The organism is Microbacterium sp. LWO12-1.2, assembly GCF_040675875.1.
Lineage (GTDB): Bacteria > Actinomycetota > Actinomycetes > Actinomycetales > Microbacteriaceae > Microbacterium.
The window spans coordinates 1,507,929-1,532,310 of record NZ_JBEGII010000001.1 but is presented as its reverse complement, the minus strand read 5'-3'; the positions used below and the strand labels follow the sequence as shown (position 1 = coordinate 1,532,310).

At 67.1% G+C, this 24,382-nt stretch carries 21 protein-coding genes; 13 read left to right on the top strand and 8 right to left on the bottom strand.

From position 1 onward, the window contains the following. Positions 1–28: 28 nt before the first annotated feature. From MRBLWO12_RS07305 to MRBLWO12_RS07290, 4 genes are all read right to left on the bottom strand, one after another. Complete coding sequence (locus MRBLWO12_RS07305) at positions 29–1,738, bottom strand: ABC transporter family substrate-binding protein (RefSeq protein WP_363554107.1); 1,710 nt, start codon at positions 1,736–1,738, stop codon at positions 29–31. 117 nt (positions 1,739–1,855) lie between these two features. Next, positions 1,856–3,814, bottom strand: a complete 1,959-nt coding sequence (locus MRBLWO12_RS07300; RefSeq protein ID WP_363554102.1) for an ABC transporter ATP-binding protein — start codon at positions 3,812–3,814, stop codon at positions 1,856–1,858. Then, positions 3,811–4,746 (bottom strand): ABC transporter permease, encoded by a 936-nt coding sequence (locus MRBLWO12_RS07295; protein WP_363554100.1) that lies wholly within the window; start codon positions 4,744–4,746, stop codon positions 3,811–3,813. Before MRBLWO12_RS07295 ends, MRBLWO12_RS07300 begins: the two co-directional genes overlap by 4 nt. Before the next feature lies 1 nt (position 4,747). Next, positions 4,748–5,731, bottom strand: coding sequence for an ABC transporter permease (locus MRBLWO12_RS07290; RefSeq protein WP_363554098.1), 984 nt, complete (start codon positions 5,729–5,731; stop codon positions 4,748–4,750). A 263-nt stretch (positions 5,732–5,994) separates the two neighbouring features. Here MRBLWO12_RS07290 and lepA point away from each other — a divergent pair, with 263 nt between their 5' ends. Next, entirely contained in the window at positions 5,995–7,848 is a 1,854-nt protein-coding gene (gene lepA, locus MRBLWO12_RS07285; protein ID WP_363554096.1) for a translation elongation factor 4, read from the top strand. 2 nt (positions 7,849–7,850) lie between these two features. After that, positions 7,851–8,333: a DUF1990 family protein gene (locus MRBLWO12_RS07280; protein WP_363554094.1), complete on the top strand. Its 483-nt coding sequence runs from the start codon at positions 7,851–7,853 to the stop codon at positions 8,331–8,333. A 17-nt stretch (positions 8,334–8,350) separates the two neighbouring features. Here MRBLWO12_RS07280 and MRBLWO12_RS07275 read toward each other — a convergent pair whose 3' ends face one another. Continuing rightward, positions 8,351–8,671 (bottom strand): GIY-YIG nuclease family protein, encoded by a 321-nt coding sequence (locus MRBLWO12_RS07275; protein WP_363554092.1) that lies wholly within the window; start codon positions 8,669–8,671, stop codon positions 8,351–8,353. Positions 8,672–8,821: 150 nt separating this feature from the next. Between MRBLWO12_RS07275 and MRBLWO12_RS07270 the strand changes: the two genes are divergently transcribed. Together MRBLWO12_RS07270 and hemW are read left to right on the top strand one after the other, a co-directional pair. Beyond that, entirely contained in the window at positions 8,822–9,475 is a 654-nt protein-coding gene (locus MRBLWO12_RS07270; protein WP_363554090.1) for a DUF1990 family protein, read from the top strand. Further along, positions 9,475–10,692: a radical SAM family heme chaperone HemW gene (gene hemW / locus MRBLWO12_RS07265; protein WP_363554088.1), complete on the top strand. Its 1,218-nt coding sequence runs from the start codon at positions 9,475–9,477 to the stop codon at positions 10,690–10,692. The genes MRBLWO12_RS07270 and hemW overlap by 1 nt, the downstream gene beginning before the upstream one ends. Positions 10,693–10,695: 3 nt before the next feature. Here hemW and MRBLWO12_RS07260 read toward each other — a convergent pair whose 3' ends face one another. From MRBLWO12_RS07260 to MRBLWO12_RS07250, 3 genes are read right to left on the bottom strand one after another with little or no spacing between them, the layout of a single operon-like run. Continuing rightward, positions 10,696–12,114: a carboxylesterase/lipase family protein gene (locus MRBLWO12_RS07260; protein WP_363554086.1), complete on the bottom strand. Its 1,419-nt coding sequence runs from the start codon at positions 12,112–12,114 to the stop codon at positions 10,696–10,698. 5 nt (positions 12,115–12,119) lie between these two features. After that, positions 12,120–14,540 carry an alpha-L-rhamnosidase N-terminal domain-containing protein gene (locus MRBLWO12_RS07255; protein ID WP_363554084.1) on the bottom strand — a complete coding sequence of 807 codons (2,421 nt, stop codon included), beginning with the start codon at positions 14,538–14,540 and terminating at the stop codon, positions 12,120–12,122. Beyond that, on the bottom strand, positions 14,537–15,901 hold the full coding sequence (locus tag MRBLWO12_RS07250; RefSeq protein WP_363554082.1) for an MFS transporter: 1,365 nt from the start codon (positions 15,899–15,901) through the stop codon (positions 14,537–14,539). Before MRBLWO12_RS07250 ends, MRBLWO12_RS07255 begins: the two co-directional genes overlap by 4 nt. A 106-nt stretch (positions 15,902–16,007) precedes the next feature. Between MRBLWO12_RS07250 and MRBLWO12_RS07245 the strand changes: the two genes are divergently transcribed. The 9 genes from MRBLWO12_RS07245 (at position 16,008) to era (ending at position 24,356) form a co-directional block, all read left to right on the top strand. Continuing rightward, on the top strand, positions 16,008–17,207 hold the full coding sequence (locus MRBLWO12_RS07245; protein ID WP_363554080.1) for a PucR family transcriptional regulator: 1,200 nt from the start codon (positions 16,008–16,010) through the stop codon (positions 17,205–17,207). A 73-nt stretch (positions 17,208–17,280) separates the two neighbouring features. Next, positions 17,281–18,312, top strand: coding sequence for a heat-inducible transcriptional repressor HrcA (gene hrcA, locus MRBLWO12_RS07240; protein ID WP_363554078.1), 1,032 nt, complete (start codon positions 17,281–17,283; stop codon positions 18,310–18,312). 41 nt (positions 18,313–18,353) lie between these two features. Next, positions 18,354–19,472 carry a molecular chaperone DnaJ gene (dnaJ, locus tag MRBLWO12_RS07235; protein ID WP_363554076.1) on the top strand — a complete coding sequence of 373 codons (1,119 nt, stop codon included), beginning with the start codon at positions 18,354–18,356 and terminating at the stop codon, positions 19,470–19,472. A 3-nt stretch (positions 19,473–19,475) separates the two neighbouring features. Next, positions 19,476–20,204, top strand: coding sequence for a 16S rRNA (uracil(1498)-N(3))-methyltransferase (locus MRBLWO12_RS07230; RefSeq protein ID WP_363554074.1), 729 nt, complete (start codon positions 19,476–19,478; stop codon positions 20,202–20,204). 45 nt (positions 20,205–20,249) lie between these two features. Next, positions 20,250–20,600, top strand: coding sequence for an HIT domain-containing protein (locus MRBLWO12_RS07225; protein ID WP_363554072.1), 351 nt, complete (start codon positions 20,250–20,252; stop codon positions 20,598–20,600). A gap of 79 nt (positions 20,601–20,679) precedes the next feature. Then, a complete protein-coding gene (locus MRBLWO12_RS07220; protein WP_363558554.1) occupies positions 20,680–21,720 on the top strand; it encodes a PhoH family protein in 1,041 nt (346 codons plus the stop codon). After that, entirely contained in the window at positions 21,717–22,175 is a 459-nt protein-coding gene (gene ybeY / locus MRBLWO12_RS07215) for an rRNA maturation RNase YbeY (RefSeq protein ID WP_247630340.1), read from the top strand. The genes MRBLWO12_RS07220 and ybeY overlap by 4 nt, the downstream gene beginning before the upstream one ends. Then, positions 22,172–23,467, top strand: coding sequence for a hemolysin family protein (locus tag MRBLWO12_RS07210; protein WP_363554070.1), 1,296 nt, complete (start codon positions 22,172–22,174; stop codon positions 23,465–23,467). Before ybeY ends, MRBLWO12_RS07210 begins: the two co-directional genes overlap by 4 nt. Then, complete coding sequence (era, locus tag MRBLWO12_RS07205; protein ID WP_363554068.1) at positions 23,460–24,356, top strand: GTPase Era; 897 nt, start codon at positions 23,460–23,462, stop codon at positions 24,354–24,356. Before MRBLWO12_RS07210 ends, era begins: the two co-directional genes overlap by 8 nt. Positions 24,357–24,382 lie beyond the last annotated feature (26 nt).

Genomic DNA, 24,382 nt, shown 5'->3' with positions numbered 1-24,382 from the left:
ACCACCGACCCCGCTCGAGGATAAGGAATTACTTCTCCCAGCCCACGTTCTCCACCGGCTGGACACCGAAGAGGTCCAGTCCGACGTAGGGCTCGGGCGTGAGGTTCGCCAGGCCCTTCTTAGCCGTCCAGATCTCCGGGCCGTTGTACAGCGGGATGATGCCCCAGGTCTCGGCGAAGATCTCCGCCTCGAGCTTCATGGCGGCAGCCGTCTGCTTCTCCGGGTCCGAGATCGACTCGACCTCATCGTGGATGCGGTTGTCGATCTCCTCAGAGCCGGTGGCCGAGAGGTTCAGGCCACTGTCCGAGCAGTAGAGCTGGCAGAACCACGCCGCGCCGAACGGGTCGGAGGAGCTGAAGCGCAGGCTCACGATGTCCCAGTTCTTCGTGGTGTAGTCCGTCGAGAAGTCCTGCGAGGAGCGCACATCGATCTGGACGTCGATGCCGACTTCCTTCTCCTGCGCCTGCAGAGCCTTGGCGAGGGCCTCCTGCACCGGGCTGTCGCTGAAGATGGGGTACGTGACGGACAGCTTGACGCCGTCCTTCTCGCGGATCCCGTCTTCTCCGGCCACCCAGCCGGCCTCGTCGAGCAGCTTGTTCGCCTTGTCGACGTCGTGCGACCAACCGGCCTCAGCCAGTGCGTCGCTGTAACCGGGCTGGAACGTGAACAGCGTGAAGGAACCGGCAGGCTCCTCCTTGTATCCGAGGCCGTTCCAGGCGATCTGCTTCTGCTGCTCACGATCGACCGCGAGGAAGAAGGCCTCGCGGACCTTGATGTCCTCGAACTGCGGCTTGTCGGAGTCGACCTGCAGCAGCGTGTTCGCGGACTGCTGCGCACGGTAGGTCACGACATCCTTCATGTCCTCGACCTGCGCGAGACGGTCCTTGCTCGCCGTGGCGACGGCGTCGATCTCACCGTTCTTGAAGGCGTTGATCGAGGCGGCGGCGTCCATGCCCTGGAACGTGACCTTGTCGAGCAGCGGTGCGTTGCCCCACCACTCGGGGTTCGGCTTGAACGAGACGTAGTCGCTGTTCGCGTCGAACTCGTCGACCGTGTACGGACCCGCGCCCCACTCAGGGTGCAGGTCGTCGATGTACGCCTCGTTGAAGAGCTCGGGCGTGTTGATCGCCGGGTGGATGATCCCCGTCAGGAACGGCATCTGCGGCCAGGCGAACTCGCCCTTGAAGGTCACGATGGCGGTCTTGGGCGAGTCGCCCTGCTCGACCGACTCGATCTCCTTGTAGCCGTCGGTCGCGTTCGGGTTGTAGCCCTCGTCGGAAGAGCGGTTCGCCTTCCACGTCGCGTCGATGGCGGTCCAGTCCATGTCGGTGCCGTCGTTCCAGTGCGCCTTGTCCGTGAAGGTGAAGGTGAGCTGGGTCTTGCCGTCGACGGTCTCCGACTTCCACTCGTCGAGGTAGGCGTCGTTCTTGTAGGGCGTGCCGTCCGGCTCCATGAGCAGGATCTGCGGTGTGTACCACGCGGCGAGGCGTGCGGTGTCCGCGCTGGCGTCGCTGTTGAACGAGTTCAGCTGCTCCGGAATCTCGTTGATCGGGAAGTTGACCGTGCCACCTTCCTTGAGGTTCTCGCGCGGCTGCGGATTGTAGTCCGCTGCGTCGACGCCAGTGGCCTCTTCGCCGTTGCCGTCACCGTTGTTTCCGGTGTTGGCAGCGCACCCACCGAGGGTGAGCGCGAGGGCTGCGCCGAATGCCAGCGTGCCCATCAGCTTGTGCTGCTTCATGGTGCTCCTTTCGCCTTGCGGCGTGTCATAAGGGGAGAATAGTTCGCTCGCCGTCCGATATCTCGGGATGACGGTGAATCACGGCTAACTGTTACCGGACGGTGATCCGCTGCCGGATCACCGGGTGACGGGGACGTCTGTGAGGGTCGCCGGGTCGAAGACGATCCGCTGTCGCGTGCGCTCGATGTCGGGGTCCGGAACCGGGATCGCCGACAGCAGCGCCTTCGTGTAGGGGTGCTGCGGGTTGTCGAACACGTCATCGACATCACCGTGTTCGACGAAATCGCCGAGGTACATCACCGCGACACGATCCGCGATATGCCGGACCACGGAGAGGTCGTGCGCGACGAACAGGTACGACAGGCCGAGCTTGACCTTCAGCTCATCGAGCAGGTTGATGACGCCGGCCTGGATCGACACGTCGAGCGCCGAGACGGGCTCGTCGAGCACGACGATCTTCGGGTTGGTGGACAGCGCGCGGGCGATGCCGATGCGCTGCCGCTGACCGCCGGAGAACGCCTGCGGGAAACGGTCGCTGTGGGCGGGGTTGAGGCCCACGATGTCCATCAGCTCGTCGACGCGACGGTTCGCCTCTTCCTTCGGCGTGCCGATCGCGAACAGCGGCTCCGAGATGATGTCGGCGACCGTCATGCGCGGGTCGAGGGCGCCCATCGGGTCCTGGAACACGATCTGGATGTCGCGTCGCAGTGCGCGCTCCACCTTGTGGCTGTGGATGTCGTTCACGCTCGTGCCTGCGATGATGATGTCGCCGTCGGTCTGCTTGACCATGTCCATGATCTGCAGCAGGGTCGTCGTCTTGCCGCTGCCGGACTCGCCGACGATCGCCATCGTCTCGCCCTCGCGGACGTCGAAGCTGATGCCCTTGACGGCGTGGACCTCGCCGACCTTGCGCTTGAGGAATGCACCTTTGAGCAACGGGAAGGTCTTGGTCAGGTTCTTGACCTCGAGGGTGATCGGGCGCTCCTCGCGGGGCGTGCGGGTCAGCGCGCTCTCGGGGATCTCACGGACCGGGTAGACGGGGAGGCCTCCGAGGATGCCCCCGTCCTCGATCTCGTTCGCACGGATGCACGCGGCGAGGTGGGTGGCCCCGGAGGGCGTGCCACCGGTCCCGGTGGAGATGACGCCCGTGGACACCGGGAGCAGTTCGGGCTCCCGTGTGCGGCAGGCGTCCATCACGATCGGGCAGCGATCGGCGAACGGGCAGGCATCCGGCAGGTTGATCAGCAGCGGCGGGTTGCCCTTGACGGGGATCAGCGGCTGCTTCTCGGCCTTGTCGACGCGGGGGATGGCCCCGAGGAGGCCGATCGAGTACGGCATCCGGGTCTGGTGGAACAGCTCCCGCACGGGGGCCTGCTCGACCGGCTTCCCGGCGTACATCACCATGACGTCATCCGCCGTGCGCGCGACGACACCCATGTCGTGGGTGATCATCATCACCGCGGCGCCGGTCTCCTTCTGAGCCTTCTCGATCAGGTCGAGGATCTGCGCCTGGATGGTCACGTCGAGGGCCGTGGTCGGCTCGTCGGCGATGATCAGTTTCGGGTTGTTCGCCATCGCGATCGCGATCACGACACGCTGACGCATGCCCCCCGAGAACTCGTGAGGGAAGGCCTTCATCCGCTTCTCGGGCTCGGGGATGCCGACCAGCTCCAGCAGCTCGATCGAACGCGCCCACGCCTCTTTCTTGCTGAGGCTGCGGTGCACCGTGAGGGCCTCGATCAACTGGTCGCCGATCGTGTATACCGGGGTGAGCGAGGTGAGCGGGTCCTGGAAGATCATCGCGATGCCGTTGCCGCGGATCGCGGAGAGCTGCGTGTCGTTCTTGCCGAGCAGTTCCTGCCCGTCGAACATGATCGAGCCGGTGACCTTGGCGTTCTCATCGAGAAGGCCCATGATCGCCAGCGAGGTGACGGACTTGCCCGACCCGGACTCGCCGACGATGCCGAGGGTCTTTCCCGCCTCGAGATCGAAGGAGACGCCACGAACGGCGTCGACGCGCCCCGCCTCGGAGGCGAAGCTGACCTTGAGGTCGCGGACGGAGAGTACGGTGCTCATGCGCGGCCTCCTGCAGCCGAAGTGGGATCGAGTGCGTCGCGCAGACCGTCGGCGATGAGTGCCATCGAGACGGTCAGTAGCGTCAGCGCCGCCGCGGGGAAGTAGAACAGCCACGGCGCACTGGTGATCGTGTTCGCGCCCGAGCCGATCAGCGAGCCCAGCGACACATCGGGGATCTTCACACCGAAGCCGAGGAACGACAGTCCGGTCTCGGTCGTCACTGCGGTGACGACGCCCAGGGTGAAGTTGATGACGAGCAGCGAGCCGATGTTCGGCAGCATGTGTCGGAACACGATGACCATGCCGCGGACGCCCATGTAGCGGGCGGCCTGCACGTACTCGCGCTCACGGAGTGAGAGCGCCATGGTCCAGATCACTCGCGCGGGGAAGTACCAGCCGATCACGAAGATCATGATCAGCGCGATGATGCGCCAGTCACCACCGGACTTGTTCGAGATGAGCGACAGGATCAGGAAGCTCGGGATCACCATCATGAAGTGGATGATCAAGAGGGTGATGCGCTCGGTCCATCCACGGAAGTACGCCGCAGCCGTCCCCACGACGGCCGAGATGACCGTCGTTCCGATCGACACGGTGAGCGCGATCATGAGCGACCGCTGCAGGCCGACGGCGGTCTGGGCGAACGTGTCGTTCCCCGAGGAAGTGGTCCCGAACCAGTGCTCTGTGGATGGCGGAGTACTGAGGTTCAGGAAGTCGAGATCGGTGAAGCTGTACTTCGCGATCAGCGGGGCGATCACGGAGAACAGCACCAGGGCGATGAAGATGATCACGCCGCCCACGGCGGGGCGGTTGCGCATGAAGCGGCGGTAGTAGAGAGACCACTTCGACATGCGCTTGCGCGGTGTGCGGGCAGCGGTCGTGTCGGGGCCGACCGGCGGCTGGATCGTGGGGTCGATCATTTCGGTGGTCATTTCAGCTCACCCTCACTCGCGGGTCGAGGACGACGACGGCCATGTCCGCCAGGATCGCTCCGATGGCGGTCAGCACCGCGCCGAATGCGGCGATGGCGACCGTCGCGTTGATGTCGTTCTTCCCCAGCGCATCGACGAAGTAGCGGCCCATGCCGTTCCAGGCGAAGATCGTCTCGGTCAGGACAGCTCCGGTGAAGATCGCGGGGATGGTGAAGGCGACCTGAGTCGCGACCGGGATCATCGACGTGCGCAGCGCGTGCTTGCGGATGGCCTGCGGCTTCGTGAGCCCCTTGGCCCTGGCCGTGCGCACGTAGTCGGCACCGATGTTGTCGAGCAGCAGGGAGCGCTGCAGGAAGTGGATGTTCGCGTACCCGACGATGACCAGGGCGATGGTCGGCAACACCAGGTGTTGCAAGGCATCGACAAGCACAGGGAAGAAGCCCTCGACCCCCTTTGAGGAGCTACCCGTGACGTAGAAGACGCGGACGCCGACCCACTCGTTGAAGTTGATGGCGAGAAGCACCAGGGCGAGAGCGGCAACCACGATGTTGACGTTCATCGTGATGATCGAGGTCGCCTGGCCGATGCGGTCGGCGAGCTTGTACTGGCGGGACGCGGTGTACACACCGAGCGCGATTCCGAGGATCGTCGAGATGATCGTCGCACCCAGCACGAGTTCCGCGCTGATCCACATGCGGTAGGCGACCTGCTCGTTGACCGATCCGCCGGTCGGGCTCACGCCCCAGTCCCACCGGAGCAGGATGTTCGACAGCCACGTCCACCAGCGCTCGATGAGGGGCACAGTGTCGCTCAGGTTCTTCGGGATGAGCTGTTGATCGATCTGCTCGGGGGAGAGCGGGGGACGTCGGCCGACGAAGTTGTTCTTCGGATCGAGGAAGCCCCACGCCAGGAAATAGGTGAGGTTCGTCGCGACCACGATCATCAGCAGCCAGCCGATTGATCGGCGCAAGAGGTACTTGATCAAGGTGATGAGTCTTTCTCTTCTACGGACGCGCGCGGTATCCGTCGGCGCAACGCTGAGCCGGGAAGACAGTCAAAACACCATCTGCCGATCTGCGCGACACGACGCCTCCACTTGGTCTGTGACGGAGTCTTATCGCCCACGGGATCCGGTGTCACGGATTGCTCCCGGGCAACTTCGGGAGACTATCACCAGTTCTAGGGGTTTCCGCATTGCAAGTGGGGGAATCGGTCGACACGGCCACCTCACCGTAGAATCGAGAGGACATGTCACCACGCGCCCTCACCCCTCTTCAGCCTGCCGCGACGCCTTCGGCGCAGATCCGCAATTTCTGCATCATCGCGCACATCGATCACGGCAAGTCGACCCTCGCCGACCGCATGCTCCAGATCACCGGGGCCGTCTCGGACCGTGACATGCGTGCCCAGTACCTCGACCGCATGGATATCGAGCGCGAGCGTGGCATCACGATCAAGAGCCAGGCCGTCCGCATGCCGTGGGAACTGGGCGGCGAGACCTTCGCGCTCAACATGATCGACACCCCTGGGCACGTCGACTTCACGTACGAGGTCTCTCGTTCCCTCGCGGCCTGCGAAGGCGCGATCCTGCTCGTCGATGCGGCACAGGGGATCGAAGCGCAGACGCTTGCGAACCTCTATCTCGCCCTCGAGAACGATCTGCACATCATCCCGGTGCTGAACAAGATCGACCTCCCTGCCGCCGACCCCGAGAAGTACGCCAAGGAACTGGCCTCGCTGATCGGGGGGAAGCCCGAGGACGTGCTCCGCGTATCGGGCAAGACCGGCGTCGGTGTGCAGGAACTGCTGGATCGCCTCGTGCAGGAGATCCCGGCACCCCAGGGCGATTCCGATGCGCCGGCGCGCGCCATGATCTTCGACTCCGTGTACGACGCCTATCGCGGCGTCGTCACCTACGTGCGCATGATCGATGGGAGCCTCTCGCCCCGCGAGCGCATCCAGATGATGTCGACGGGCGCGACCCACGATCTCCTCGAGATCGGGGTGTCCAGTCCCGAGCCCATCCCTTCGAAGGGCCTCGGCGTCGGAGAGGTCGGCTACCTCATCACTGGTGTGAAGGACGTCCGCCTGTCCAAGGTCGGCGATACGGTGACAACAGCGCGCAAACCCGCCACCGAAGCTCTCCCCGGCTACACGGAGCCGAAGCCGATGGTGTTCTCCGGCCTGTACCCGATCGATGGCAGCGACTACGCGGAGCTCCGCGAGGCGCTCGACAAGCTCAAGCTGTCCGACGCGTCTCTCGTCTATGAGCCCGAGACGTCCGTCGCGCTCGGCTTCGGCTTCCGCTGCGGATTCCTGGGTCTTCTGCACCTGGAGATCATCACCGAGCGCCTCGCCCGCGAGTTCGACCTCGACCTGATCACCACTGCACCCAGCGTGATCTACGAGGTGCTCACCTCGGACACGGGCGAGACGGTCACGGTCACGAACCCCAGCGAGTACCCGGACGGACGCATCGGCTCCGTCTCTGAGCCGATGGTGAAGGCCGCGATCCTGTTGCCCAAGGACTATGTGGGCACGGTCATGGAGCTGTGCCAGTCGCGCCGAGGCACGCTGCTGGGTATGGAGTATTTCTCGGAGGAGCGCGTGGAGCTGCGCTACATGATGCCGCTCGGCGAGATCGTCTTCGACTTCTTCGATCAGCTCAAGTCCAAGACGCAGGGCTACGCGTCGCTCGACTATGAGCCCGCAGGACAGCAGGAGGCCGACCTCGTGAAGGTCGACATCCTGCTGCAGGGCGACAAAGTTGATGCGTTCAGCTCCATCGTGCACCGGGACAAGGCCTACGCGTACGGAACGCTGATGACCGAGCGACTGCGCAAGCTCATCCCTCGTCAGAACTTCGAGGTGCCGATCCAGGCCGCCATCGGTGCCAGGATCATCGCCCGCGAGACCATCAGGGCGCTCCGCAAGGACGTGCTCGCCAAGTGCTACGGCGGTGACATCAGCCGCAAGCGCAAGCTCCTCGAGAAGCAGAAAGAGGGCAAGAAGCGCATGAAGATGGTCGGCCGCGTCGAGGTCCCCCAGGAGGCGTTCATCGCGGCGCTCTCCGGCGACGTCGACGGCAAGGACAAGAAGTAGGGATGCCGTTCCCGGCATATGAGCGAGGGGCGACCCGTCATCCGCTCGATGCCGTCCCGACGGGGCTTCGACTCACAGAGCGGTCCGTCTTCGTCCCTGAACGCGCTCGCGCGGCCGTGGCCGCACTGGTGAGCTCGTGGGAGTTCAAGCGACGAGCCGGGTTCGACGTACCTGCGGAGGATCCGGCCGCTGATGTCGAGGGCATCCTCGCGAAGCGGATGCTCGGCGTCCGGTTCGCTGAACCCGTGCGCGTGGTGTGGGCAGGGCGTGAGGGCTTCGGCTACGAGACGCGCCCCGGCCATCCGCTCTACGGTGAGGAATCGTTCGTGCTCGCCGACGACGGAGTCTTCACGGCACGATCTCTCTCCTGCCCGTCGAGCCTCTTCTGGCGTCTTGCCTCCCCGGCTCTTCGCGTGCTGCAACTCTCGGTTTCGCGCAGCTACATCCGCATCGTCGAGTCCGAGATCGCCGCGGCCTCACGCTGAGTCGTGGTGTCGTACTCTCACGGCTGGGTCGCTGAGCCTGTCGAAGCGTCCCGAGCGCGAGACCGCGACAGTGCCGGCAACTCCGCTCCTCGCAGCTCGATCAATGCGAACTTCTTCCGTCTGCTCCAGCCCTGGATCTGCTTCTCCCGCCGGAACGCAGCATCGACGGTATCGAACTGTTCCGCATACGCCAGAACCACCGGACGCCGCTTCCAGGTGAAGTTCGCCGCGTAGTCCGGATCGTTGTTGTGTTGCCAGACACGCGATTCGAGATCGCCGTTGGTGCTACCTGTGTAGAGGGAATTGTCGTTGCAGATGAGGATGTAGGTCCAGGCCATGCTCCATGTTCGGGCGGACGGAGTCCGCGCGGCGTCGGTGTGGATAAGTCGTGGCCCTTCGACAGGCTCAGGGACCCAGGGTGGCGGGGATATGACCGCCGGCGGCGCGTGGGGGTGTTCGCTCAGGTAACCCCCAGTAGGCTGGAACTCATGCGGCGCGGGACTTTCCGAGACGACACGGTGGACTATGCGGCCGTGGGTGCGACCCATGCGCCCGATCTGATGCAGTACCCGCCGGAGCGCAGTATCCCGGCGGAGGACTCCTGGCGGATCGGCAGCGGGGTCGAGCGCTTCCAGAGCGCCGGAGAATCGCTGCTCTCCTGGACCGCGCAACGTGCGGCCGGCCTCAGCGTCGAAGACGTGCGTCCCGCTCCCGGTCCCGCGTACGCGGGCGTGAGCTTCGACGCGGAGGGCAATCCGATCGCACCGAGCAAGCGCGATGTCGAGCCTCGCTACGACGCTGAGGGCATGCCGTTCGTGGGCCCTGGCATGACGCTGCATCTGCGGGGACGCGTCGGAGGTATGCGCGCAGATGCAGAGCTCAGGGTCATCTCGGTGACCGAGGAGACCCGCCGGATCGGCTTCGTACTGGGCACCGTCGGCGGTTCCGTCGTCAGCGGCGAGGAGTCCTTCGACATCGACTGGCGTGAGGACAACGATGAGGTCTGGTTCACGGTTCGGGCCTTCGATTCTCCGAACTCGCTGCTCTACCGCACGGTTCCTGCGCTCGTGAAGCGGCGCCGACGGGAACTCTTCGCGCGCTACCTCCGGGCGATCTCTCCGCTCTACGCGACGCCGCTCTGATGGCGGGACCTCTTCCTCTTGGGGATCCGGCACCGGCCGACGGACATCTGCCCGACGACCTGCCGATCGATACGAACGTGCCGTTCTCGGCGTACCTGCATATCCCGTTCTGCCGTGTGCGCTGCGGGTACTGCGATTTCAACACCTACACCTCCAGCGAGTTGCGCGGCGCGAAGCAGGAGGACTACGCGACCACTCTCGAGACCGAGATCACGTTGGCGCGACGCGTGCTCGGTGACGCCGGCGCGCTGCGTCCGATGGACACGGTCTTCTTCGGCGGCGGTACGCCGACGCTCCTCCCGGCCGGAGACCTGGCTCGGATGCTCGACGCGGCTGTCTCGGCGTTCGGCCTCGCCGAGGGCGCCGAGGTGACGGTCGAGGCGAACCCCGATACGGTGACGCCGCAGGTCGCACGCACTCTGGCTGACGCGGGCGTCACGCGCCTCTCGGTCGGAATGCAGTCGGCGGTGCCACACGTGCTCGCCGCTCTCGACCGCACGCATCGACCCGAGAATGTGCGCACCGCTGTCGCTGCGGCGAAGGACGCGGGTCTCGCGGTGAGCGTGGACCTGATCTACGGGGCACCCGGTGAGTCGCTCGGCGATTGGGAGGCGTCGCTCGATGCCGCTCTCGCGCTCGAGTCGGACCACATCTCGGCCTACGCGCTGATCATCGAGGACGGCACGAAGCTCGCTCGACAGATCAGGCGAGGCGAGGTCCCCACGCCGGATGACGACGTCCAGGCCGACATGTACGAGCTCGCGGACGCTCGACTCGGATCTGCGGGGTTCGACTGGTACGAGATCAGCAACTGGGCGCGGAGCCCGGAGCAGCGCTCCCGCCACAATCTCGCGTATTGGCGGGGGAGCGATTGGTGGGGCTTCGGCCCCGGCGCGCACAGCCATGTCGCCGGCCTGCGGTGGTGGAACGTGAAGCACCCCGCCGCGTACGCGCAGCGTCTCGCCGCCGCCGAATCTCCTGCTGCGGGCACTGAGCGGCCGGATGCTCAGGCGCACATGCTCGAGCGCGTCCTGTTGCTCAGCCGCCTCGCCGAGGGCATCGCCATCGCCGAGCTCCCCGAGGGCACGCGCACGCGGGTGGCAGGGCTCATCGCGGACGGGATGGTCGACGCCGCGTCAGCGCTGCGCGGTCGGGTGACGCTCACACTGCGAGGGCGACTCCTCGCGGACGCGGTGGTGCGGGAACTGACCGACTGACGGTCAGCGCGGCAGTTGGTCGAGCCCCGTCGTCCGTCGCTGCGGCACCGTCGTGGTCGCGGTGTCGAACAGTCGCGTGGTGCGGCCTGCGCCGTACGCCGGCCAGCCGGGGTCGCCGGTCGTGATGAACGCGACCCAGGCAGCGTTCATCTCTGCCGCGAGACTCCGCGGCGCATCCGGTCCGGCGAGCCGTTGCGCCTCGTCGTCATCGAGTCTGTCGAACACGAAGCCGAGTTCCAGGGCGTGCGCGGCACGCAGATCGCGCACCGGGCTCGACCAGGCGAACTCGTACACGAACGTCGACGTCGACTTCGCTCGCGCGACGCGGGTGAGCCCGCGGCGCAGGATCATGTCGGTCGCGAGCTGTCCGAACACCTCGCCTGTGGATGCGCCGGGCCACTCGTCGCGGTACGCCTTCACCGCGCGACGGGGAATGCGCAGGGCCAGGGAGGCGAGGAAGAGCTTCGTCTCGCTGATGCCGGCCAGCGCCTCCGGCGGGAACCACAGCCGGTACTCATCGGTGTTGGTGCCGATCAGCAACGGAGTGTCGATCGCGCCGAGCACATCGTGGGGCGAGAGCGGCAGGCTCTCGGGTTCGACCGCGATCTGGAAGCCGGGTGCTCCGCCGAGCGGTGACGAGCCGGCCGACTGCCGCCGGCGGGCTTCGAGGAGCTGCTCGGGCGGGATGGCGGCGAAGGAGGCGCGATCTGTGCGGACGCCCAGACGCTTCGCCATCTGGGCAGTGACGCGGCCGGCCTTGGCGGGGGTCTGCGCCTCGAGCGGGCCTGACTCGATGATGGCTCTCGCGATCAGCGCACGGGACTCGTCGCGTGCGAGAAGGGTGGCGACGAGCGCCCCTCCGGCGGATTCGCCCATCGCGGTGATCTGTGCGGGATCGCCACCGAACGCCGCGATCTCGGCATGCACCCATTCGAGTGCGGCGGCGACGTCTCGGAGGCCGAGGTTGCGCGGGGCGTCGTCGAGCACCGAGAACCCTTCGGCGCCCAGGCGATAGTTGATCGAGACGAAAACGATGCCCGCACGCGCGAACACCGCACCGTCGTAGAGCGGGATCGCAGCGGTGCCGCGTTCCAGGGCACCGCCGTGGATCCAGAGCACGACCGGCGCCCCTTTCGCATCCGCCGGCGCCCAGACGTTGGCCGTGAGGATGTCGTCGCCCGGGATGTGCACCGAGCCGAGCAGCTCGCCGATCGCTCCGGGGTAGGGGAGCTGCGGGGCGGTGGGGCCGAACTCAGTGGCGCTGCGCACGCCGTCCCACGGGACCACCGGCTGCGGTGCCCGGAATCGGTTCTCACCGAAGGGTGGCGCCGCGTAGGGGATGCCGAGGAACCGGTGGATTCCGTCGGCCGTCGTTCCCTGGACGGTGCCGGCGCGGAGGGTGATCTGGGGATCAGACGTCATGCTCGTCATCGTAGGTCACGCGCGATTCGATGCGACCCCGCCGGAAGCGCGGCGACGTGGCCGTTCCAATCGATATGCGCTGGCACCGGCGTGTCGAGGACGAGGAGCGCGGGTTCGACACGCAGCACGATGTCACCGTGCGGCGTGGGGACGCGCGCCTCCGCCCAGTCCAGGCATTCCAGTCGTGGCGCGATGCGCGCTGCCCGATACCCCGGCTCCGCCGGAGTGACGCCGAGGGTGTGCACGATCACGTCGCGCGCGACCGTCGCCGACCAGCCATGGCAGTACGAGCCGCCCTCCCAGCATTCTCTGAGGGCCGTCGGTCCGGAGGCGAGCAGCCGGGTCCAATCGCGGTAGAGCGGTTGCAGTGCGCCGCCCAGTGCCGCCACAGCGTCGTGCACGATGGCGCGGAAGAACGGCTGGGCTCCCACGACCCGTGACTCCGTATCCCAGTCCGGGGCATCGCGGCGCCAGACCGGCGCGCCAGAACTCGGACCGAGCGAGTCGGCGCCGTGATCGGCGAGCGGACTGCGTGTGAAGATCGATTCCCGGTCGGCGAGGAGCGTCTGAATCGCCGCGTGCCGAGACGCGGGGACGAGTCCTGCCAGGAACGCGGTGGCGGCGACGTGCTCGCTGACGCTGCGGCCGCGGGCGCCGTCGGGGAGGATGTTGTCGCGGTAGGCCTGGCGCTCGGCATCCCAGAACACCTCGAACCCGGCCTCGATCTCCGACCAGACCCGGTCCGCCCACGCGGCCCTGCCCTCGTCCCCGAGCCCTCCTGCGATGTCGGAGAACTGGCGCAGCGCCCGCGCCCAGAGGGCAGTGAGGGCGGCGCTGGATCCCTCGACCTGCACAGGGGACCAGTCGATGAGCACCCACCCGGGGACGTCGGTCAGTACCCCGTCCCGAAGATAGGGGAGGAACCAGCGCAGGACGGACTCCACGGTGGGCAGCAGCGGTGCGACCAGCGTGAAATCTCCCGTGTAGCGGTACAGATTGTGCACGCTGGCGACCCAGTGCAGAGACCAGTCCGGGATGGTCGGGATGCGGGGCGAGGCGAAGTCGCCGGCTGCCGCCATCGGCAGGATCCCTTCTGGGCGTGCCCGCGACAGCAGCGCAGGGTTCCACGCGGCGAGCGACCAGTCGGCGTTCGCGACCAGATCGACGCTCTGGTGCACGATCGAGTCACCGGTCCAGGCGCGTTGCTCCCGGGTGGGGCAGTCGATGTACGCGTCGACGGCGCTCAGATCGACCGTGCGCAGCGAGACGTCGACAATCCGCTGCAGTTCCTGATCGCTGCACGCGAAGTGCGCGCCCTGCCGCGGGCGGTGCGCTTCGTGCACCTCCGCACGAAGAAGCTGAGGCAGTTCCCCGGAGTCGGACGAGGCGGTGAGGACGAGGTAGCGCCCACCCACGGTGTCGAAGGGCTCGAACACGGTCTCGCCGTCCTTCAGCACGATCTGCAGCGGCGCGGCGCTCTCGAACGCGGCAGTGCCCACCGCTTCCAGGAGCCCGCCGCGCACGATGTCTCCTGCCGCACCGGAGAAGGTCAGCCGCAGACGACCGCTCACGATGCGTCCAGCGTCGATGACCGTGATGGCTCCGGCGCTGATGTCGGCAGCGAGAACGTCGACCAGCGTGGTCGTCGATTCGGCGGCCAGCGACGATCCGCTGCGGGTGAGTGCGGACCTCGGGAGGTCCACCCTGGCACCTGTCGTCTGCGGGCGCCGTGAGGGCAGGAGCACGCCGTAGGGTTCCCCGCCCGGAGTGGTGCGCCCGCGCGGACCGATGACGGACTGCTCGCCGATCACCCGCGCCGGCTCCCACGATTCGACGTCGGCGTCCGGCATCGTCCACGCCGCATCGAACCGGCGCGCATCGAACAGCTCGGCGGGCTGCGACGCGAGCAACCCCTGTGGGCGTGCGATGGTCCAGGCATCGCAGTCGGTCACGAGCCAGCTCTCGTCTGTCGCGACGACCACATTCCCGTCGATCTCCAGCTCTGCGGCGAAGGCGCCGCCGCCCATGGTGTGAGACGCCCGAGACGGAGCCCACCACGGATTCGCATCGCCGTAGAAGCGCGCCATCGCCGTGATCACGTTGCGACCGTGGCGAAGGAGAGGCGCGATGTCCCATTCGTCGTAGGTCAACGAGTCGGAATCATGGCGGCCTGGCCCTGCGCCGACGCGTTCTCCGTTCACAAATGCGACGTAGCGCGCGTCGGCGGTCGCGAACAGTGTGGCCACGCGGGGAGCCACCTCGAGCGAGAACTCACGGCGCAGGAGGATGCGCTGATCGAACTGTCGCGGATCATGGGCGCCGATCGGCTCTGCCGGGCCAGGAGCCAGGAGCCCCGACCGAGCGGTCCAGATCCACTCTCCCTGCCATCGTCGGGGCGGGTGGGCCGCGGGCCAGTGGGCGGTCATCGAACGCCGTTCCTCTCGTTCAGGGCGGCGCGCGTCTCTGCCGCGACCGTGCGGGTGATGGGATAGGCGAGGAAGACCAGGCCGCCGATGACGACCAGCGCTGCCGGGACACCGCCCTGAGCCAGTGCGATGCCGGCCAGTGCCTCGGGGGACTGCTCCGCTCCGGCGACGTAGCCGGAGAACGCGAGCACATAGGCGATCAGTGCCCCGCCGATGCCCGACCCTGCCTTCGCCGCGAAGGAGCCGATCGAGGCGAGAGTGCCCTCCGTGCGGAATCCGCCCTTGAGTTCCACGAAGTCGGTGAGCTCGGCGAGCATCGCATAGTTCAGTGCCACCGCCCCGCCGAATCCGAGTCCGGCCACACCGAAGCAGATCAGGTAGGCGGGGCCCTCCAGGCCGGGGAGCAGCAGGATAGACCCGATGCCCAGCCCCGCGACCACAAGGCTGCTCAGGTACACGGGCTTGAAGCCGATGCGCTGCCCGAGCAGGGGACCGGAGATGCTGCCGAGCATCATCGGCACGACCATCACCAGGGCGACGGCACTGACGAGCCCCGCGCTTCCGGCGTAGTAGGTGAAGAAGAACGGGATGCCGGCCATCAGCGCGGCGTTGGCGGCACTCGTGGCGAGCTTCGACACGAGCAGCACGGGAACGGCGCGACTGGAGAGGAAGAGCGCCTTCGCATCCGAGAAGCGGTAGGGCTCCGCGGTGGACGGCGCCACCCGCTCCCGCACCAGAAGCGCACCGGTGGCAGTGAGGGCGAAGGAGACGGCGGCGATGATGACGACGTACACCTGCCAGCCCAGTGCACCGCCGCCGAGGAGAGCGACCACCGGCAGGGAGACGCCGATCACCACGAGGGTGCCGATCAAGTAGGTCGTGCCCTTGATCGCGGCGAGCTGTCCGCGCGATCGGGGGGAGGCACTCATCGCCGGGAGCAGCGCGTTCAGGGGGATGTCCATCAGGTCGAAAGCCAGACCCCAGATCAAGTACGTGATCCAGGCGGCGACCAGCGACGCACCCACGAAACCGGGGGCGAGGAACAGTGCGACGAACGCCACGGCTCCGACCGCGCCCCCGATGAGCAGATAGCTGCGGAACCTGCCCCAGGAGGTACGGGGGAGATGGTCGACGAGGTACCCCATGATGGGGTCCGTCGCACCGTCGACCAGACGCGCGACGAGGAGGAGCGTGCCGACGGCCGCGGCGTTGATGCCGACGTGATCAGTCAGATAGATCAGCAGGAAAGAGCTGATCACCGTGCTCAGGATGATGTTGCCGAAGTTCGCGGCGAAGTAGCCGATCTTCTCGACAGCGCGCACATCGCTCTTCGTCGAGGCGGGGGCGGAAACAGTGGTCATCATCGACCTTTCAGGTACGGAGGGGACGTCTTTTCATGTTCGATCACATGTTCCATCCGCCAGTAGTGGTCTCCGTCCGGAGTTTCGGGAGACTAGTTTGTGATCTATGACAACCACCGACCTCGCGCTCGGGGGAACGAGCGTGCGCGACCTCCTGCTCGGGAACCGCGAGATCATCGATCGGATCATCGCCGCCATCGCACCCACCAACCCGGAACAGCACGGAACGGGCGACGCCTCTCACGCCGCCGACATCCGCTGGGCAGTCGAGCACAGTCTGCAGGCCGCTGCCGACTCATTGACAGGGCGACCGCACGACGACGAACTGCTGCGGGCATCTGCGGTACGACGATTCGAGGAGGGGTCGTCCTTCGCCTCCGTCGTCGCCGCCTACCACCGCGGTGTGGCGGTCATCTGGGATCGATTGCGCGCCGCCGCGGAGGAGACGGATGCTCCCGCGCTCGCCGAATGCGCCCGACTGCTGTTCCTGCACCTGGAGCGGATCACCTCCGCGCTCGCCGCAGACTTCGAACAGACCTGGACCGTGTCCCGACTGGGCGAGAGAGACGCCCGTTTCGCGATCTTCACCGCTCTCACCCAGGGAGGTGATGCCGAAGGCGAGGCGCACCGCTCGGGCCGAACCCTCGCGTCGCGATACGGCATCCTCGTCGTCCGGCTCCGTCGAACCGAGGAATCCTCGCCCGGTGACGTCGTCGCCCGACGGGAGACGCAGCGACTCCGATCGGCGATCGACTCCGTGGCCCGCGGCGAGGTGCTGGCCGTCCTCGGGGCCGCCGGTGGGACGGCCCTCGTGCCACTGCGTGAGGGAGGCGACACCGTCGGTGACCTGCGGCGCGCCCTGCACGCGGGATTCGGGTCCCACTGCACAGGCGCATGGATGGAAGCGGGGGTGTCGGAGATCGCCGACGCACTCCTCGTGGCGGAGGAACTGCTCGAGATCGCTCTCGCGATCCGTGGCGAAGGTGCGGTCCACACGCTGAGCGACCTGCTTCTGGAGTACCAGAGCGCGCGACCTGGGCCAGGAAGGGCAATGCTCGCCCGGCGGATCGACGGCGTGAGCGATGAACTCCTGCAGACGGTCGACGCGTACCTCGCATCCGGCGGCGATCGGCGTGCGGCGGCGGCGGCGCTCCACGTGCACCCGAACACCGTGGACTACCGCCTCGGACGCGTCCTGACGCTCACCGGGATGGAGGCGACGATGCCGGAAGGCGCCGCACAGCTGCGTGCCGCGCTGGTCGCGAACCGCCTCGAAGGAGCGGCGCACGAGAGACTCGACGGGTGAGACGGGCGGAATGCTCCGCGCACCGGTAGAATTGGCACTCTGAGTATCCGAGTGCCAGCGGAAGGAGAAGTCGATGGTCACAGAGCGAGGACTCCAGGTTCTCCGCGCGATCGTGCAGGACTACGTCGAGACCCATGAACCCGTCGGCAGTCGCTCGATCGTCGACAGGCATTCGTTCGGGGTGTCCGCGGCCACGATCCGCAACGACATGGCTCTTCTCGAGGACGAGGAGCTGATCACCGCTCCGCACACCTCTTCAGGCCGGGTGCCGACGGACAAGGGCTATCGCGTCTTCGTCAACCATCTCGCCCAGCTCCGACCGATGTCAGCGGCGCAGCGTTCAGCGATCGAGTCGTTCCTCGCCGAGCCCTCCGATCTCGACGATCTGATGGCGCGCACCGTGCGTGTGCTCACCCAGCTCACCGGCCAGGTGGCGCTGGCCCAGTACCCCTCCTTCGCCCGTGCGCACCTCACGCACCTCGAACTCGTCGCGTTGGCGCCCAACAGGCTCCTGATCGTTCTCGTGACCGACGCCGGCGGTGTCTCGCAGCGGATGGCCCCGCTTCCGGTCGAGGTCGACGAGGCGGACCTGGCTCTGCTGCGCGCGCGGCTGTCCGCATTGATCACCGGTCGTGCCGTGAGTGACGCCGCAGACCGCCTGCAGAACCTTCTCGCCACCGTCGACACCCCGAACGATGCGGCATTGCGCACGCTCGCCGCGATCGTGATCGACGAGCTGGGCGAGTTCCGTCAGGAGAAGCTCGTCATGGCAGGCGCGGCCACGCTCGCCCGCCGTGAGCAGGACTTCCGCGGCAGCATCCATCCGCTGCTCGAGGCGATCGAGGAGCAGGTGACCCTGTTGCGGCTGATGAGCGAGATGGTGACCGACGAGCACGGCCTCGCGGCCAGCATCGGCACGGAGAATGCGCCGTTCGGTCTCGGTGAGGCGTCGATCGTCGCGAGCAACTACGCCGCCCCCAGCGGGATGGCTCGTGTCGGTGTGATGGGACCGACGCGCATGGATTATCCGAGCAATCTCGCGGCAGCGCGGGCGGTCGCCCGTTATCTGACGCGGATGCTCGATGAGGACGAGGCGAGTCGCTGACACGCGGCTCCCAGACGACAGACACACGCAGAAAGGCGATTGTGGCGGACCACTATGAGGTTCTCGGGGTGTCCCGGGACGCTTCCATCGATGAGATCAAGAAGGCGTACCGACGCCTGGCACGGCAGCTGCACCCGGATGTGAATCCGGGGGAGGACGCCGCAGAGCAGTTCAAGCTCGTCACCCACGCGTACGACGTGCTCAGCGACGACGAGTCGCGCCGTCGCTACGACATGGGCGGCGGAGACGGTGCGGCCGGGAACTTCGGAGGGTTCGGCGGCTTCGGCGACATCTTCGAGACGTTCTTCGGAGCCGCACAGGGCGGCGGACGCGGCGGACGGCCGCGCTCGCGTCGTGAGCGCGGCCAGGATGCCCTCGTGCGCGTGACGCTCGACCTCGGCGACGTCGTGTTCGGCGCCCACCGTGACATCGACGTCGACACGGCCGTGCTGTGTGAGACCTGTCAGGGTTCGTGCTGCCAAGAGGGCACATCGCCCGTCACCTGCGACATCTGCGGCGGCTCCGGCCACGTGCAGCGCCAGGTGCGCAGTCTGCTCGGCAATGTCGTCACCTCGCAGCCCTGCGGTACATGCGAGGGCTACGGCACCACGATCCCGTACCCGTGTGGAACCTGTGGCGGCCAGGGGCGTGTCCGCTCGCGGCGCACCGTGTCGCTCGACATCCCGGCCGGCGTCGAGACCGGTCTGCGCCTGCAGCTCCCCGGTTCGGGTGAGGTCGGCAAGGCCGGCGGCCCCAACGGGGATCTGTACGTCGAGGTCACCGTGAACCCGCACGCCGCGTTCAGCCGTGACGGCGATGACCTGCTCGCGACGCTCGAGGTGTCGATGACCGACGCGATCCTCGGCACCGAGACCGCGATCCAAGGGCTGGACGGCGAGGTGGACCTCGAGATCCGCCCCGGTGTGCAGTCCGGAGACGTGCTGACGATCAAAGGGCGTGGGATCACTCCGCTCCGCGGCACCCAGCGCGGCGACCTCCGCGTGGGCGTGCAGGTCGTGACGCCGACGAAGCTCGACTCGGCGCAGCGCGCGCTGATCGAGGACTTCGCGAAGAAGGCGAAGGCCCCGGGCCCGCAGCTCGCCCAGTTCCAGCAGGGACTGTTCTCGAAGCTGCGCGACCGGTTCCGCGGACAGCACTGACTGATGGCCCTGCACTTCCTGCTCGAGTCGGCGTCGGACGCTGCCGTCGGAGACATCGTGTCGCTGACCGGCGCCGAGGCGAAGCATGCCGCGGTCGTGCGTCGGCTGCGGGTCGGAGAAGCGATCACGATCGGTGACGGTGAGGGAGTCTGGCTCTCCGGTGTCGCCGAGGGGGTGTCTCCGGCGCAGGTCGACGTGCGGATCTCGGAGCGTGCGGAGCATCCGGCCCCGACCCCGCGCATCGTGCTCGTCCAGGCTCTCGCCAAGGGCGACCGCGACGAATTGGCGGTGCAGGCGGCGTGTGAACTCGGCGTCGACGAGATCGTGCCCTGGCAAGCGAGCCGGAGCATCTCCCGCTGGGAAGGCGCCAAAGCGGTGAAGGGTCGTGAACGCTGGGCATCGATCGTGCGAGAGGCCGCGAAGCAGGCCCATCGTGCCTGGGTTCCTGAGGTCGCTGCGCCCGTCACGACAGCGCAGCTCGCGGAGAGGGCCGCGACGCAACGCGTGCTGCTGATGGATCCGACCGCGACCGGAAGGCTGTCCGAGATCGTCTCCGACGGTCGCGACCTCGTGCTGGTGGTGGGGCCGGAGGGCGGCATCGCCCCAGAGGAGTTGACCCGTCTCACGGACGCCGGAGCCGAGCGTGCGCTGCTCGGCGATACCGTGCTGCGCACCTCCACAGCGGGGCCCGCGGCGATCGCGGTGCTGTCGGTGGCGCTCGGCCGTTGGTGAGCGACGCCACGCACGCTGCACACAGCGGTCAGTAGACTTGATCCCATGACGGAACCCTCGATCTTCACGCGCATCCTGACCGGGGAGATCCCTGCCGAGATCATCGGTGAGACCGATCGGCTGTTCGCCGTGCGCGACATCGCGCCGCAGGCGCCCGTGCATCTCCTCGTGATCCCGAAGACCGCCGACTACCGCGATGTGACCGAACTCGCAGCCGGTGACGCCGGGCTCCTCGCCGAGCTCATCGCCTTCGCGAAGCAGCTGGCGGAGCAGCACACCTCCGATGGCGACTTCCGCCTGGTGTTCAACACCGGTGCGAACGCCGGACAGACCGTTTTCCACGTCCACGCCCACGTTCTGGGTGGCGGCTTGACCGAGAAGAGCGTCGGTGCCTGACAATCACGAACCGGTGGAGCGCAGCCTGAGAGGGCGCGAGCCGGAGGCCGTCGAGAAGATCTACGCGGATGGCGTGGCCATGGTGCAGCTGCTCGGACCGCAGGACCGCCTGCTGCGGATGCTCGAGAAGGAGCATCGCGACGTGCAGGTGCTGGTGCGCGGCAACGAGATCACGCTCAGCGGCGGCGTCTCGGAGGTCGCGAACGCGAAGAAGCTCGTCGACGAACTGCTGGCGATGACGAAGGCCGGACATGATCTGGCACCGAGCGACGTGACGAACTCGGCGCGGCTGCTGCGACGCGACGGCGGACCGCGTCCGAGCGAGGTGCTGGGCGAGGCGATCCTCTCGACCCGTGGCAAGGTGATCCGTCCCAAGACGCTGGGTCAGAAGGAGTACGTCGACGCGATCGAGGAGAACACGATCGTGTTCGGCATCGGTCCCGCAGGTACGGGCAAGACCTATCTCGCGATGGCGAAGGCCGTGCAGGCGCTGCAGCGCAAAGAGGTCACGCGCATCATCCTGACGCGTCCCGCCGTCGAGGCGGGGGAGCGCCTGGGCTTCCTGCCCGGCACACTGACCGACAAGATCGACCCGTATCTGCGCCCGCTCTACGACGCGCTGAACGAGATGATGGACCCCGAGATCGTGCCGCGCCTGATGGCGTCGGGGACGATCGAGGTCGCTCCGCTCGCCTACATGCGCGGACGCACCCTGAACGACTCGTTCGTGGTGCTCGACGAAGCGCAGAACACCACCCCCGAGCAGATGAAGATGTTCCTGACGCGGTTGGGCTTCGGCACGCGGATGGTCGTCACCGGTGACATCACCCAGGTCGACCTGCCACAGGGATCGTCGGGGCTGCGGCTCGTGACGCGTGTCCTGGACGGCATCGACGACATCCATTTCTCGCGACTCACGAGCGACGACGTCGTGCGGCACTCTCTCGTCGGGCGCATCGTGGATGCGTACAGCGAGTACGACGAGAAGCGCACAGCGCAGCGCTTCGAGCGCGAGCAGGCGGCGGCCCTTCGACAGGCTCAGGGACCGGATTCTCGGGACCGCCGCGGCGCCCAGCGACCAGGACCGCGCGACCGTGCGCCGAAACGAGGACTCTCATGATCGAGATCAACAACGAGTCGGCCATCGACGTCGACGAGACCGTGCTGCAGCGGCTGACCGACTACAACCTCGCGCAGCTGCATGTCAGCCCCGACGCCGAGGTCGCGATCGTGCTCGTCGACGAGGGCGCCATGGAAGCACTGCACGTGCAGTGGATGGATGAGCCCGGGCCCACCGATGTGCTCAGCTTCCCGATGGACGAGCTGCGCCCGGGCACCGAGGATCGTCCCACGGCACCCGGTCTGCTCGGCGACATCGTGCTCTGCCCGCAAGTCGCGGAGACGCAGGCCCAGGCGGCGAAGCACACGCTGATGGACGAGCTGATCCTGCTCACCACCCACGGGCTGCTGCACCTCCTCGGGTTCGATCACGCCGAGCCCGACGAGGAGCGTGAGATGTTCGGACTCCAGAAGCAGCTCATCGAAGGCTTCGCTGCGTCTGAACGCCGACGATGACAGCGGCCTTCCTCCTCGCCGGCGCCGTCCTGCTCGTCGCCTTCGGTGGTCTCATGGCCGCCATCGACGCGGCATTCGGTGTCTCGTCGCGGTCAGACCTCGAGGAGATGGGCAGCGAAGGGCGCAACGCTCGCCAGCTGGCGCGCATCGCCGCTGACCCGGATGCCCACGTCAACGCCGTCGCGTTCATCCGCGTGCTGGCGGAGACCGCGGCCGCCGTGCTCGTGACCGTCGCGTTCATGTTCCTGTTCGACAACATCTGGTGGGCGATGCTCGCTGCCGCCGTGCTGATGACCGGCATCAGCTTCGTGCTGGTCGGTGCGAGCCCCCGCACCTTCGGACGCGACCACGCCGATGGGCTGCTGCGCGCGAACGCCCCGGTCGTCAGAGGACTGCGGATCTTCCTCGGACCGATCGCGCAGGGCCTGGTCGCCCTCGGCAACCGGGTCACCCCAGGGGCCGGTCGCAGCTCGTTCAGCTCGGAGGAGCAACTGCTCAGCATGGTCGATGAGGCGGCATCCAACGACCTCATCGAGGCGGACGACCGCGACCTGATCCATTCGGTGTTCGACTTCACCGACCAGTTCGTGCGCGCCGTGATGGTTCCTCGCACGGAGATGGTGACGGTCGACGCCACCGCGTCGACGAGCGAGGCCATGGCGCTGTTCCTGAACCGGGGCGTCTCGCGCATGCCGGTCGTCGATGATGATGCCGATGACGTGGTGGGCGTGCTGTATCTCAAGGATCTGGTGCAGTTCGCATTCCGCGATGAGAACGCGTGGCGCACGGCATCCATCCGGCCGATCTCCCGACCTGCGACATTCGTTCCCGAGTCGATGCGCGCCGAGACATTGCTGCAGCAGATGAAGCGCGACGCGGTGCATGTGTGCCTCGTGATCGACGAGCACGGCGGGATCTCGGGACTGGTGACCCTCGAGGATCTGATCGAGGAGCTCGTGGGAGAGATCTCGGACGAGTACGATCAGGTATCCGCTGAGTTCGTCGAACTCGGTGACGGACGATACCGCGTGAGTGCCCGGCTCTCGCTGGAGGACGTGGGCGACCTCTTCGGACTCGAGCTCGAGGATGAAGACGTCGACTCGATCGGCGGACTGCTCGGCAAGGCTCTCGGGCAGGTTCCGCAGCCCGGTGCGACAGCGACGGTCCACGGTCTGGTGCTCACCGGAGGTGCCTCGCGCGGGCGTGGACGGGGAATTGCGACGGTGTTCGTCGAACGAGCAGCCGTCGATGCGGAATCGACAGAGGATGAGGGAGAGCGACGCGATGACTGAGCAGACGCGAAGTGGGTTCGTGACCTTCGTCGGGCGCCCGAATGTGGGCAAGTCCACACTGACCAATGCGCTGGTGGGAGAGAAGATCGCGATCACCAGCGAGAAGCCGCAGACGACGCGGCGCGCGATCCGCGGGATCGTGAACCGCCCGGAGGGGCAGCTCGTGATCGTCGACACTCCGGGCATCCACAAGCCCCGCACGTTGCTCGGCGAGCGTCTCAACGACCTCGTCGACCAGGTGCTCGGTGACGTCGACGTGATCGGATTCTGTGTGCCGGCGACCGAGAAGGTCGGGCCGGGGGACCGTCGTATCGTGGCCTCGCTGGACGGGTATCCGCGAGCCAAGAAGGTCGCGATCGTCACCAAGACCGATGCGGCGGGGCGAGACGACATCACCGAGCGACTGCTCGAAGTCGATGCGCTCCGCGAGGACTGGGCGGCGGTGGTGCCGCTGTCGGCGCTCACCCGCGATCAGCTCGAGGTGCTCGCCGATGAGCTGCTGAGCCTGATGCCGAAGGGCCCGCCCCTGTACGAAGAGGGCATCACGACCGATGAGTCGCAGGAGGATCGGATCGCCGAGATGATCCGGGAGGCGGCGCTCGAGGGCGTCCGCGATGAACTGCCGCACTCGATCGCCGTGATCGTCGACGAGGTCTCTCGACGCGAGGACAGCGACCTCACCGATGTGCATGCGCAGATCGTCGTCGAGCGCGACAGCCAGAAGGCGATCATCATCGGCCACAAGGGCAAGCGGCTGCGCGACGTCGGTGCCCGCGCGCGCGGCGGGATCGAGGAGCTCCTCGGAACCCGTGTGTTCCTCGGACTGCACGTGAAGGTCGCCAAGGAGTGGCAGCGCGACCCGAAGCAGCTGGGCAGGCTCGGATTCTGACATGAGCCCGAGAGACGGATCGACGG